General features: G+C 40.2%; 10 protein-coding genes. 3 read left to right on the forward strand and 7 right to left on the reverse strand.

What is annotated here, in order from left to right:
* Positions 1-177 precede the first annotated feature (177 nt).
* The 3 genes from GNP81_RS10920 (at position 178) to GNP81_RS10930 (ending at position 4,312) form a co-directional block, all read left to right on the forward strand.
* On the forward strand, positions 178-2,205 hold the full coding sequence (locus tag GNP81_RS10920; protein WP_155657742.1) for a sensor domain-containing protein: 2,028 nt from the start codon (positions 178-180) through the stop codon (positions 2,203-2,205).
* 217 nt (positions 2,206-2,422) lie between these two features.
* The gene (gene ubiU / locus GNP81_RS10925) at positions 2,423-3,424 is read left to right on the forward strand and encodes a ubiquinone anaerobic biosynthesis protein UbiU (protein ID WP_005417689.1); all 1,002 of its coding nucleotides are present in this window, start codon (positions 2,423-2,425) and stop codon (positions 3,422-3,424) included.
* Positions 3,425-3,433: 9 nt separating this feature from the next.
* Positions 3,434-4,312, forward strand: a complete 879-nt coding sequence (locus tag GNP81_RS10930) for a U32 family peptidase (RefSeq protein ID WP_155657741.1) — start codon at positions 3,434-3,436, stop codon at positions 4,310-4,312.
* Between the two features lie 75 nt (positions 4,313-4,387).
* Here the strand turns inward: GNP81_RS10930 and nlpI are convergent, their stop codons facing one another.
* The 7 genes from nlpI to nusA form a co-directional block, all read right to left on the reverse strand.
* Positions 4,388-5,371: a lipoprotein NlpI gene (gene nlpI, locus GNP81_RS10935; RefSeq protein WP_336495448.1), complete on the reverse strand. Its 984-nt coding sequence runs from the start codon at positions 5,369-5,371 to the stop codon at positions 4,388-4,390.
* Between the two features lie 120 nt (positions 5,372-5,491).
* A complete protein-coding gene (gene pnp / locus GNP81_RS10940; RefSeq protein ID WP_155657740.1) occupies positions 5,492-7,621 on the reverse strand; it encodes a polyribonucleotide nucleotidyltransferase in 2,130 nt (709 codons plus the stop codon).
* Positions 7,622-7,959: 338 nt separating this feature from the next.
* Positions 7,960-8,229 (reverse strand): 30S ribosomal protein S15, encoded by a 270-nt coding sequence (rpsO, locus tag GNP81_RS10945; protein ID WP_005417682.1) that lies wholly within the window; start codon positions 8,227-8,229, stop codon positions 7,960-7,962.
* Between the two features lie 162 nt (positions 8,230-8,391).
* Positions 8,392-9,342: a tRNA pseudouridine(55) synthase TruB gene (gene truB / locus GNP81_RS10950; RefSeq protein ID WP_005417681.1), complete on the reverse strand. Its 951-nt coding sequence runs from the start codon at positions 9,340-9,342 to the stop codon at positions 8,392-8,394.
* Positions 9,342-9,749, reverse strand: coding sequence for a 30S ribosome-binding factor RbfA (gene rbfA / locus GNP81_RS10955; RefSeq protein ID WP_005417680.1), 408 nt, complete (start codon positions 9,747-9,749; stop codon positions 9,342-9,344). Before rbfA ends, truB begins: the two co-directional genes overlap by 1 nt.
* Positions 9,750-9,861: 112 nt before the next feature.
* The gene (gene infB / locus GNP81_RS10960; protein ID WP_005417679.1) at positions 9,862-12,543 is read right to left on the reverse strand and encodes a translation initiation factor IF-2; all 2,682 of its coding nucleotides are present in this window, start codon (positions 12,541-12,543) and stop codon (positions 9,862-9,864) included.
* Positions 12,544-12,567: 24 nt separating this feature from the next.
* Complete coding sequence (gene nusA / locus GNP81_RS10965; RefSeq protein ID WP_005417678.1) at positions 12,568-14,055, reverse strand: transcription termination factor NusA; 1,488 nt, start codon at positions 14,053-14,055, stop codon at positions 12,568-12,570.
* Positions 14,056-14,071 lie beyond the last annotated feature (16 nt).

The raw sequence follows: 14,071 nt of genomic DNA on the forward strand, positions 1-14,071 counted from the left end.
TAGAGGCAAGTATAAATTGATAGAGTGATATCTAACCTGTTTATTATCAAAAAAAGCACTTATTACGATTAAAGGTAGAAAATAGGGATTCTTTCAATGTATATTTTACTGTTCGTCTTATAAATAAACATTATATCTCTGGAAGTTATTGGTCTTCTTTACTAAAGCGGTAACACTATGTCTCTCTCTCAAATACAACATTGGCTTCCTTTGCTTACAGATAACAGTCCATTTCTGTTTGCTATTTTGGACAAAGACCATAAATACATAACAGTAAACAACCGTTACTGTGAACTTAGTGGATTAAACCGTGAATCCCTTTGTGGTCGAAGTGACTCTGAAATTTTAGGTAAACATTTTTACTCGTCATTAAAAGCCTATTATGACCGAGCCCTAAACGGTGAAAAAATTGAAGCTGAAATTACGCTAGATGACCATCGTTTTGATACCAGTCTGCATTTTAGTCTCTTCCCTATTCATGAAGAAGATACCACTTATATTGTATTTCACGCTGTCGATACCTCAGAACGCCAACAACTTCTCAACTCTCTAAAAGAAAGCGAATCTAAATACCACAAACTTACAGAGCTATTAAGTGACTCCGTCTTTTTAATTGAAGGAGATATTATTGTCTCTGCTAACGGAGCATCAGCTAAAATGCTTGGGTTTAACAACCCAACAGAATTTATTGGCGAAAGCATTGAACAACTTTTACATTCCCCTTCTCGCACTCAATGCTTATCAGAGTTAATTTCAAACTTACCTTCTGAACAACAATTAACAGTAAGAACTACCGCTAATTGCTCCCTGCGTGCCGAATTAATATTAACGGTTGAAGAAACTCACATATTAGGAAGCCCTGCTCATCTTGTTATTTTAAAAGAAAACAAGAAGCAAATCGCAATGAGCAGTCATGTTGCAGCATCTCAAGTAGACCTACTAACTGGGATCTATAACCGACACGGTTTTACTCATGTTATAGAGAAGATGATTAAAGAAGATATTCCTTTTTTCATGCTTTATTTAGACATTGATAACTTCAAGAATATTAATGATTCACTTGGTCATCATATTGGGGATCGCGTCTTAAAAGAGATTTCCAATCGCTTACAGAAACTATTACCAAAACACGCCGTAGTAGGTCATTTAGGTGGCGATGAATTTGGAATACTATTTCCAAAGCCTGAGCATAACCAAGTTCTTGAGCAATTATCGGAAAAGATCATCAATTTAATCAATCAACCATTCGATCTTGTTCACTTCTCAAAACGTCTTGCTTGTTCAATTGGTAGTGTTCAATACCCAGCAGATGGCAGTGATGCTCGCAGTTTATTGCAAAATGCAGACACAGCCATGTATGAAGCAAAAGATCGAGGTAGAAACCGTTTAATTAAGTTTCATGACCAAATGAACAAAGAAGCACGTATGCGCCTCTGGTTAGAAATTGAATTACAAAAAGCACTTCAAAATAATGGACTTGAAGTTTGGTATCAACCAAAAGTAAGTGCTCGTGACTTTAGAATTAATGGTGCAGAAGCTCTGGTTCGATGGAAACACCCTGTGGAAGGCTATATCAGCCCTGCTCGCTTTATCCCTGTTGCTGAACGTTCAGGTTTAATTGAAACACTAGGAAAAGTGGTAATGCGAGAGGTTTTCCAAACCGTTAAGGAATGGAAGAATCAAGGGATTTTACCTGGTCGTATTGCGATTAACTTGTCACCAGAGCAATTTGGTAACCCTCAATTAATTGAGTACATGGAGCGACTTCTTAAGACCACACAAGTTGACCCTAACTGTATCACGTTAGAATTAACTGAAAGTGCGGTAATGAGTGATGGCGAACATGCAATTCAAATGCTTGATGCGATTAAAAAACTCGGTTTTACTCTATCAATTGATGACTTTGGTACTGGCTACTCTTCTTTAGCTTATCTAGCACGCTTTCCATTAGATGAGTTAAAAATCGATCGCGGGTTTATTAATGAAATAGACACATTACCCAAGCAAATTACGATCATCGAAAACGTAATTAATTTAGGTAAAAATTTAAACATGGATATCGTTGCTGAAGGAGTCGAAACAAGACAACAAGCGATGCTATTATCAAGTCTAAATTGTGATTCTATTCAAGGATTCCATTTCTACAAACCTCAACCAAAACATGAGATTGAAGCGTTATTAGTACAAAACAAACGCGCCAGATAAATAGAAATAATCGAACTTAATACCTAGATAAAACCCACCACTTTCTAGGTATTACAGTCGATTATAAATTTAAAAAGAGCAAAAACTCAGGTTGAACCTCAATCCATCCCAAGCCTTTATTTAAAACACAAAACAACTAAAAACCTGCCTTATATCAAGTTTCAAAATTTTGTTACTATTATCATAGAGCATCAGATTTTTGTAATTAGGTATTCTTATGGAACTCCTCTGCCCAGCCGGTAATTTGCCCGCACTAAAAACCGCAATTGATTGCGGTGCCGATGCTGTTTATATCGGTTTTAAAGACGACACAAATGCTCGCCATTTTGCAGGCTTAAACTTTACAGGTAAAAAGCTTGAGAAAGCAGTGCAATATGTTCACGATAAAAATAAACATATTCATGTTGCCTTAAATACATTTGCTCACCCAGATGGATTTAGCCGTTGGACAAAGGCCGTAGATAATGCAGCAGCAATGGGAATTGATGCGCTTATTATTTCTGATATTGCTGTACTAGAATACGCTGCAACAACCTACCCTGATTTAGAGCTACACCTCTCGGTACAAGCATCAGCAACCAATGTTGCCGCTATTGATTTTTATAAAAAGAACTTCAATATTAAACGTGTTGTTTTGCCACGAGTGTTATCTATTCATCAAGTTAAACAACTTTCTCGTAATTTAACCTCAGATGTTGATTTAGAAGTCTTCGCTTTTGGTAGTCTATGTATCATGTCTGAAGGTCGTTGTTACTTATCATCATACATGACTGGTGAATCTCCAAATACCGTAGGCGCTTGCTCTCCTGCAAAATACGTTCGTTGGCAAGAAACCGATAATGGACTGGAGTCTCGTTTAAATAATATTTTAATCGATCGTTATGGTGAAGGTGAAAATGCAGGCTATCCAACTCTGTGTAAAGGACGCTTTGATGTAGAAGGCAAAACCTTCCATGCCCTTGAGGAACCTACCAGTTTAAATACCTTATCTTTAGTTCCTGAATTATTTGCAGCCAATGTGGCATCAGTGAAAATTGAAGGGCGTCAACGCAGCCCCGCTTATGTTGAGCAAGTAACTCGCACATGGCGTGCAGCTATCGACAGCTATAAAGCAAATCCTGAAGGCTATGCTGTAGAACCTAAATGGGATGCAACATTAGCAAACGTATCAGAGGGGACACAAACCACTCTTGGTGCTTATCATAAGAAGTGGCAATAGGAGAACATCATGAAATACGCATTAGGTCCACTCCTATACTTTTGGTCTAAAGAAAACGTTGAGTCGTTTTATCAACAAGCTACTAATAGTGAAGCTGATATTATTTATTTAGGTGAAAGTGTTTGTTCAAAACGCCGAGAAATGAAACCTAAAGATTGGTTTGCTATTGCTAAGGATATTTCAGACTCAGGTAAACAAGTTGTGTTATCTACCATGGCGTTATTAGAAGCACCAAGTGAAGTCAATGTAATGAAAAAGTACATTGATAATGGTGATTTTATTATCGAAGCCAATGATGTGTCAGCGATTCAACTTGCATCAGAGAGCAAAGTTCCATTTGTTGTTGGTCCAGCTGTTAACTGCTATAACGCTCAAACTCTAAACCTCTTTTTAAAGCAAGGGATGACCCGTTGGTGTATGCCAGTAGAACTTTCTCGTGAATGGCTACAGAATGTATTAATTCAATGTGATGAACTTGGCATCCGCAATAAATTTGAAACCGAAGTATTCAGTTACGGTTATCTTCCTCTTGCGTATTCTGCTCGTTGCTTTACTGCTCGTGCAGAGAATAAACCAAAAGATGAATGTGAAACCTGCTGTATTAAATATCCAACAGGTATTACGGTTAATAGCCAAGAAGGTCAGGAAGTGTTCACGTTAAATGGTATTCAGACTCAATCAGGCTATTGCTACAACTTGATAAATGACTTACCAAGCATGAGTAACCTAGTTGATGTAGTACGCTTAAGCCCATTAAGTGTTGAAACGTTTGATGAAGTAAGTAAATTCAAAGCAAATGAAACAGGTTCTGAAAAGTTTGCTTTAAAAGATGCTCGTCATTGTAATGGTTACTGGCACAACATTGCAGGGTTAGACATTCAAATGTAATTTTGAATTTTCTTTTGAACACAAAAAAGCCTTATTCATATGAATAAGGCTTTTTTATTATATTAGTATAGCTAATTATTCTGCTGTTGCTTCCTCTTTTAGCATCTCTTTTTCAGAGCTTGTTTCCTGTGGTGCAACTGGTGTTTCTTTCACTTCTTGTACTTGCTGCTCTTTTATTTTTTGCTCTTGCAAATCACGTAAAGCTTTATAAATATTGCCTAACTCTACGAATGAATACCTATGTTCTACATACTCATAAACGTTGTTCGACATACTTAACTTATACAAAGCAATTGCGTTTGGATAATCACCTTCATATTGATAACGCTTAGCTAAGTAAAAATAACCTTCTGTTAGTTTTTCTGCCAATGCGACATTATTACGAGTTGTTGTTAAGATTTTTTTCAAAAACTCATCTTCAGAAGTTTCTTTTAGAATAAGTCCTGCAAGATCCCATCCAAAGTCTTCATCTGTTCTTTGTTGATATTGTTTTTGGAAGGTTTCTGTTGCAACTTTTGCATCCACTTCTAAACCAATCCAATATAGCCAAATTGCACGGTATGGATCGCGAGGTGCATCATTGTAATGCTTTTGAGCAATCTCATACGCTTGATCGTAGCGCTCACCATAATATAGAGCGATAGCTAAATTACGTTCCGCAAATTGATTGTTTGGATCTAACTCTAACGCTGAATCCAATGCTTCATAAGCCCCATCAAAATCCGTATTTTGCGTATAGTAAACACCAAGGATATTAAACACATCACTCTGATCAGGTTTTAACGTTAAAGATTGAGTAAAGTCGACACGAGCCAAGTCACGTAAACCTAAACTGTCTTTAATTAACCCTCTTTCATAGTACATTTTTGCACGAGTTACATCATCCACATCAGGGCGCTGTAGTAATTGGTCCAAACGAGATAATTGGATCTCTTGTTGGATACTTGGTTGTAAAGGAACCGCCATTGGAGGGTATCCCCACCCTGAAGTATCCCCTTTAGATGCACACCCAGACAACACTAATACTGCGCCAACTAAGGCTACTCGAATCCAATTCACTCATTTTCTCCTATGATAAACCTAATTCTTTTAATAAAAGCGACTCTATATTAAAAGAAAAGGGAGCATTTCTGCTCCCTTTATAACATGCTTTAAATCAAAAGACTGTAATCAATAAGATTATTCTGCGTCTTTTGCTTCAGCAGCAGGTGCTGGGTTTAGTTCAGCATTTGCTTCTTTAATACTTAGACGAATACGGCCTTGACGGTCGATTTCAAGTACTTTAGTTTTCACTTCTTGACCAACTTGTAGGTGATCAGCTACTTTCTCGATGCGCTCTTCTGCGATTTGAGAAATGTGAACTAGACCTTCTTTAGGACCAAGAACCGTTACGAACGCACCGAAATCTACGATACGCATAACTTTACCTGTGTAGATCTTACCCACTTCAACTTCAGCAGTGATCTCTTCGATACGACGAATTGCTTCTTTAGCAGCAGCACCTTCAGTTGCAGCGATTTTGATAGTACCGTCGTCTTCGATTTCGATAGTTGTACCAGTCTCTTCACAAAGAGCACGGATAACTGCACCACCTTTACCGATAACATCTTTGATCTTATCAGAGCTGATTTTCATTGTGTGGATACGTGGAGCGAATTCAGAGATATCTTCACGAGCACCAGAGATTGCTTCATCCATAACAGCAAGAATGTGCTTACGCGCACCTTGAGCTTGGTTTAGAGCGATCTGCATGATCTCTTTAGTGATACCTTCGATTTTGATATCCATTTGAAGTGCAGTGATACCTTCGTTAGTACCTGCTACTTTAAAGTCCATATCACCTAGGTGGTCTTCGTCACCAAGGATGTCAGAAAGAACAACGAAATCATCGCCTTCTTTCACAAGACCCATTGCGATACCAGCAACAGATGCTTTAATTGGAACACCAGCATCCATAAGAGCTAGAGATGTACCACATACAGAAGCCATTGAAGATGAACCGTTAGATTCAGTGATTTCCGAAACTACACGTACTGTGTATGGGAATTCTTCAATAGAAGGCATAACCGCTTGGATACCACGTTTAGCCAGTTTACCGTGACCGATTTCACGACGCTTAGGAGAACCAACAAAACCAGTTTCACCTACACAGTATGGAGGGAAGTTGTAGTGTAGAAGGAAGTGATCTTTCTTCTCACCCATTAGGCTATCGATGATTTGAGCATCACGTTGTGTACCAAGCGTTGCAGTAACAAGAGCTTGAGTTTCACCACGAGTGAATAGAGAAGAACCGTGAGTACGTGGAAGAACACCAGTACGTACGTCTAGCGCACGAACCATGTCTTTTTCACGACCATCGATACGTGGGTTACCAGCGATGATGCTGCGACGTACAACAGTTTTCTCTAGGTCGTGGAAAATAGTGTGAACTTCTTTTAGGTTCACATCTTCATTTTCAGATACTAGAACTTCGTTAACTTCAGCCGCGATTTCATGAATGCGATCGTAACGAGTCATTTTTTCAGTAATTTGGTAAGCTTCAACTAATTTAGCTTCTGCTAGTTCAGCAATACGTGAGTTAAGAACAGTGTTCTCTTCTGGAGCAACCCAATCCCATGCAGGAGTAGCAACTTCAGCAGCAAACTCATTGATTGCTTTGATAACAACTTGTTGTTGATCGTGACCGAACACAACTGCAGAAAGCATTTCTTCTTCAGTTAGGTTATCAGCTTCTGATTCAACCATTAATACTGCGCCTTCTGTACCAGACACTACTAGGTCTAGTTTAGAGTTTTCAAGCTCAGTGTTTGATGGGTTAAGAACAAGCTCACCATTGATGTGACCAACACGTGCAGCACCGATAGGACCGTTAAATGGAATACCAGCGATAGCTAATGCCGCAGACGTACCGATCATAGTGATCATGTCTGGGTTAACTTCAGGGTTGATAGAAACAACCGTTGCAATTACCTGTACTTCGTTTTTGAATGCATCAGGGAAAAGAGGACGGATTGGACGGTCAATTAGACGTGCTGTTAGTGTTTCAGCTTCAGAAGGACGACCTTCACGCTTAAAGAAACCACCTGGGATTTTACCTGCTGCGTATGTACGCTCTTGGTAGTTAACTGTTAATGGGAAGAAATCTTGACCAGGAACGGCTTCTTTCTTAGCAACAACAGAAACGAATACAGATGTATCGTCCATGCTTGCCATTACAGCAGCTGTAGCTTGACGAGCAATTACACCCGTTTCTAGAGTAACGGTATGGTTACCGTACTGAAATGATTTTACGACTGGATTCGCGAACATTTTTTTTCCTTTATTCTTATTTTCACATGGCTTGTTGTGCTATCAAAAATAAGAAATTTGTAGTTGATAATTCAACATACTACTAATCGCGACTAGTACAAATTGACTTCACTAAAGATAATTTGTAATAGCCGCGACCTAGTGGCCGACTTCGGTGACTGTAATATGATGAATTGGATAGTTTTATCAAAATTACTACTGAGCAATTTCAACGAGGCACAGTATACCTCAATTGGGGGAAGATGCGAGTTTCAGGAATGAAAAAGGAGATTTTAGAGCATAAAAAAAGGAGCGATAAACGCTCCTTTTCGTCAAACTGTCTTTACAGACATCGCAAATTAGCGACGTAGGCCTAGACGTTTGATTAGATCTTGGTAACGAGCAAGGTTTTTGCCTTTTAGGTAATCAAGAAGCTTACGACGGCTAGAAACCATACGTAGTAGACCACGACGGCTGTGGTGATCGTGCTTGTGATTAGCAAAGTGACCTTGAAGGTGGTTGATAGAAGCAGTTAGTAGTGCTACTTGTACTTCTGGTGAACCTGTGTCGCCTTCAGATTGTGCGTATTCAGCAACGATTGCTGCTTTAGTTTCTGCATTCAGAGACATAATTCTCTCCTGATAAGAGTAGTTTAATATTTGTAGTAGCCAATCTCTGATTCAGCCACTACGCGAAGGGCGAATTATACGGATGAACAATAATAAAGCAATAAAAAAAGAGCAAAAACCAACAGCTTTTGCTCTTTCTATTCTTTTGAAGCTCAGGATTAATTATTTTTCTTCTTCATCTCGAAAAACAACTAAACGCTTAGGAGCAACACGTCCATCATCATCAATGTGACCAACACCGATGAATAAACGCTCATCACCCGATGTCATACGAACGATGCCATCTTGTGGAGCACCAAACACTTGTACAGGTTGACCATGTAGAACATGATCTGCCAATTCAGGGATCATATTTACTTCAGGTAAATCTTGTACTGCTGAGTCCATTGGCATTAATAATGGATCAAGCAACTCACGAGGAGCTCGTTCTTCACGATGTGCTTGCTCAAGCAATGCTTCTAGGTCTTCAATCGTCACCATATTCTCATATGGGTAGTTCGACACGCCTGTACGACGTAAGTAAGTTACGTGCGCACCACAACCCAGCATTTCACCCAAATCATCAGTGATCGTACGAATGTAAGTACCTTTTGAACAATGTACTTCCATTTCTACTTCATGCCCTTCAAAACGGAGCAATTCAATAGAATAAACAGTGATCTTACGTGACTCACGAGGTACTTCAATGCCTTCACGTGCATATTCATACAAAGGACGACCTTGGTATTTTAATGCTGAAAACATTGATGGAATTTGATCCGTTGTACCACGAAATTTCGCAATACAACGCTCTAGCTGACCGCGATCCACTTTTACTTCACGAGTTTGAACCACTTCACCATCAGAGTCTGATGTATTCGTACGCTCACCTAGTTTAGCGACAACACGGTATCGTTTATCAGAGTCTAAAAGAAACTGAGAAAACTTCGTTGCTTCACCTAAACAAATAGGAAGCATACCTGTTGCTAGAGGATCAAGTGCACCTGTATGGCCTGCTTTTTCAGCAAAGTAAATGCGTTTAACTTTTTGCAGAGTATCGTTTGAAGTAATACCTGTTGGTTTATCAATTAAGATAACACCATTAACCGGACGACCCTTACGACGGCGAGCCATTACTCTTCACCTTCATCTGATTCGGTACGGCCTGATTCTGCCATTTTACGCTTATCTGTATTAACAACATCAGTTACTAAGTTAGACATACGCATACCTTCAACAAGTGTGTTGTCGTAAGTAAAACGAATTTCAGGAGTTAGACGTAAACGAATGCGCTTGCCAAGCATCATACGTAATGATGGCTCGTGCTCTTTTAGAGCGGCTAAGCTTGATTCTGGAGTTTGATCACCAACACAGAAGAAAGTCACGAATACTTTTGCATAAGCTAAGTCACGTGATACTTCTACATCAGAAATCGTCACCATACCGATACGTGAATCACGAACTTCACGTTGTAGCATAACTGCTAGTTCTTTTTGTAATTGTTGCGACACACGCTGTGTGCGGCTAAATTCTTTTGACATATCTTTTCTCTCTTAGAAAGATGGGGGGCTTGGTAATTACCAGCCCCCCATGGTGTATTCAACAACCGATTACTACTTACCTTTAAAAGATAACGTTAGTAATTATAGTCAATTAGTCAAGAGTACGTTTGATCTCAACGATTTCGAATACTTCGATTTGGTCACCAACGCGTACGTCGTTGTAGTTCTTAACGCCGATACCACACTCGTAACCATTCTTAACTTCAGCTACGTCATCTTTAAAGCGACGTAGTGACTCTAGCTCACCTTCGTAAATTACTACGTTATCACGTAGTACACGGATTGGGTTGCTACGCTTAATCGTACCTTCAGTAACCATACAACCAGCGATTGCACCAAGTTTAGGCGACTTAAATACGTCACGAACTTGAGCAAGACCAATGATTTCTTGTTTAAACTCAGGAGCAAGCATACCGCCCATTGCAGCTTTAACTTCATCGATCAATTGGTAGATGATTGAGTAGTAACGAAGATCTAGGTTTTCGTTTTCAACAGTACGACGAGCTGTTGCATCAGCACGAACGTTGAAACCAAGGATGATTGCATTAGACGCTGCTGCAAGAGTTGCATCAGTTTCAGTAATACCACCAACACCAGAACCTACGATGTTAACTTTAACTTCGTCAGTAGACAGTTTAAGTAGTGAATCAGCAATCGCTTCAACAGAACCTTGAACGTCAGCTTTAAGTACTACGTTTAACTCAGCTACTTCACCCGCTTCCATGTTAGCAAACATGTTTTCAAGCTTAGCTTTTTGTTGACGTGCTAGTTTAACATCACGGAATTTACCTTGACGGTAGTTTGCAACTTCACGAGCTTTACGCTCATCACGAACTACTGTTGCTTCGTCGCCTGATGCAGGTACACCTGAAAGACCAAGGATCTCAACAGGGATAGATGGGCCAGCTGATTCAATATCTTTACCGTTTTCATCGCGCATAGCACGAACACGGCCGTATTCTTGACCACAAAGAACGATATCGCCTTTGTTAAGAGTACCAGATTGAACAAGAACTGTTGCTACAGGACCGCGACCTTTATCAAGACGAGATTCAACAACAACGCCTGACGCCATGCCTTCTCTTACCGCTGTAAGTTCTAGAACTTCAGACTGAAGAAGAATTGCTTCTAGAAGACCGTCAATGTTAGTACCTTGCTTAGCTGAGATATGAACAAAGATATTCTCTCCGCCCCACTCCTCAGGAATAACGTCATATTGAGCAAGCTCATTTTTAACGTTATCTGGGTTAGCACCTTCTTTATCGATCTTGTTTACAGCAACAATCAGAGGTACACCAGCCGCTTTTGCGTGTTGGATAGCTTCGATTGTTTGTGGCATAACACCATCATCTGCAGCAACTACAAGAACAACGATATCTGTCGCTTGAGCACCACGAGCACGCATAGCGGTAAACGCTGCGTGTCCAGGAGTATCAAGGAAAGTGATCATACCGTTGTCAGTTTCAACGTGGTATGCACCGATGTGTTGTGTAATACCACCCGCTTCAGCGTCAGCAACGTGCGCACGACGAATGTAGTCAAGTGTAGAAGTTTTACCATGGTCAACGTGACCCATGATAGTAACTACTGGAGCACGACCTTCAGCTTCAGCGCTGTTGTCACGATCAGATAGTACAGCTTCTTCTAATTCATTTTCTTTACGAAGAATAACTTTGTGACCCATTTCTTCTGCTACAAGTTGTGCAGTTTCTTGGTCAATCACTTGGTTGATAGTCGCCATAGCGCCCATCTTCATCATAACTTTGATTACTTCTGTTGCTTTAACAGACATTTTGCTTGCTAGTTCAGAAACAACGATTGTTTCACCGATAGCAACGTCTTGCTTAGCAACTGTCGCTGACTTATCAAAGCCATGCTGCATTGAAGTAGGTTTGTTAACTTGTGCTTTCTTATTACGACCACCGCGTTGGTTACGACCACCACGAGGAGCAGCAGCTTCTGCAGGTTTTGCTTTTTTCTTACGACGACGAGGTTGTTGCTCTTCTTTACGATCAGCTGCATCTTCAGCTTCACGTGCATGAGAAGAAGTAGTTACATGGTAATCAGCGTCTTTTTCAGCAGCTGATTTCTTTTGCTCTTCTTCTTTCCAACGAGCTTCATTTTCTTCAGCCAGTTTACGAGCTTCTTCTACTAATTTTGCCGCTTCAGCTTCTGCTTTACGAGTCGCTTCTAGTTCCTGACGAGCTTTAAGCTCCTCAGCTTCTTTTTTCGCTTGTTCGTTTTTCTTAGTCATTTCTTTTTTAGCCTTATCAGCTTCAGCACGTTTCGCTTTCTCTTCAGCTTCACGTTTTGCATTGGCTTCCGCCTCAGCTTCACGTTTTGCCTGCTCTTCCGCTTCACGTTGTGCTTTTTGTTCAAGTTCGCGAACTGCAGCTTCCTCTGCATCGCGTTTGGCTTGTTCTTCAGCTTCTGCTTTCAGTTGCTCAGCTTTTTTCTCTTCTTCAAGTGCGCTTGCTTTTACATAAGTACGCTTTTTACGAACTTCTACTTGCACATCTTTACTTTTACCGCCGCTACCCGCAACACTTAATGTGCTACGAGTTTTACGTTGAAGAGTTAGACGCGTAGGCGATGCACTATCATCAGCACTACCATGCTCTTTCTTTAAGTGTACTAACAAAGATTGTTTTTCACCTTCAGAAACAGAGTCTCCGTCTTTTTTATTAATACCAGCATCCGAAAATTGCTGAAGTAAGCGGTCAACTGGAGTTCCAATTTCTTCACTAAGTGCTTTTACCGTAAGCTTTGTCATACCGCTTCTCCTTGCTTGCTATTATTATTCTTCGTCACTAAACCAACAGATGTTACGAGCAGCCATGATTAACTCACCAGCACGCTCTTCTGTTAGATTTTCAATATCAGACAGTTCATCAACACCTTGGTCTGCAAGGTCTTCAAGTGTAATAACACCTTTAGCTGCAAGTTTGAAAGCAAGCTCACGCTCTAAGCCTTCAAGAGCAAGTAGGTCTTCAGCTGGCTCAACACCATCTAATGATTCTTCTTGAGCTAGAGCTAATGTTGTTAACGCTTCTTTCGCACGAGTACGTAGAGCATCAACAGTATCTTCATCTAACTCTTCAATTTCTAGAAGCTCATTTACAGGTACGTAAGCGATTTCTTCTAGAGTTGTGAAACCTTCTTCAACTAATAGTTGAGCAAAGTCTGCATCGATATCTAAATGCTTAACGAATGCATCAATAGAACCTTGCGCTTCTTCTTGGTGCTTTTTGTTAAGATCAGCAACTGTCATTACGTTTAGTTCCCAACCAGTCAGTTGAGATGCTAGACGTACGTTTTGACCACTACGGCCAATTGCTTGTGCTAAGTTATCAGCTTCAACAGCGATATCCATTGTGTTGTTGTCTTCATCAACAATGATAGAGGCAACTTCTGCTGGAGCCATTGCATTGATAACAAATTGCGCAGGATTATCATCCCAAAGCACGATATCAATACGCTCACCACCAAGCTCACCAGATACAGCTTGTACACGTGCACCACGCATACCAACACACGCACCAACAGGATCAATACGTTTGTCGTTAGTTTTAACTGCGATCTTAGCACGAGAACCAGGATCACGAGCTGCACCTTTTAATTCAATTAGCTCTTCACCAATTTCAGGTACTTCTACGCGGAACAATTCAGTTAGCATTACGCCTTTTGAACGTGTCATGAATAATTGGAAACCACGTGCTTCAGGTTTAACGGCATATAGCAGACCACGAACACGGTCACCTGGACGGAAGTTTTCACGAGGAAGTTGATCTTCACGTAAAATTACCGCTTCAGCGTTGTTACCAAGATCAACGATGATTGCATCGCGGTTTACTTTTTTAACGATACCAGTGATTAGCTCACCTTCGTTATCAATAAACTGCTCAACGATCATTGCACGCTCAGCTTCACGTACTTTTTGTACGATAACTTGTTTCGCTGTTTGAGTTGTAATACGGTCAAATGTTACTGACTCGATATCATCTTCAATGTAACCACCAACTTCGATAGTTTCATCTTCAAACTGTGCTGCTTCAATAGAAATTTCAAGCGTTGGGTTTTCAACGTTTTCTACTGCAACCCAACGACGGAATGTTTCGAAGTCACCTGTTTTGCGATCGATCGCAACACGTACTTCAATTTCCATTTCAGATTTTTTCTTTGTTGCTGTTGCAAGCGCGATTTCTAATGCTTCAAAAATTCGCTCACGAGGAACAGCTTTTTCATTTGATACTGCTTCTACAACAGCTAAGATTTCTTTGTTCATTTTAGCCTCTTCAAGC

The organism is Aliivibrio fischeri, from assembly GCF_009727955.1.
GTDB classification, from domain to species: Bacteria; Pseudomonadota; Gammaproteobacteria; order Enterobacterales; family Vibrionaceae; genus Aliivibrio; species Aliivibrio fischeri_A.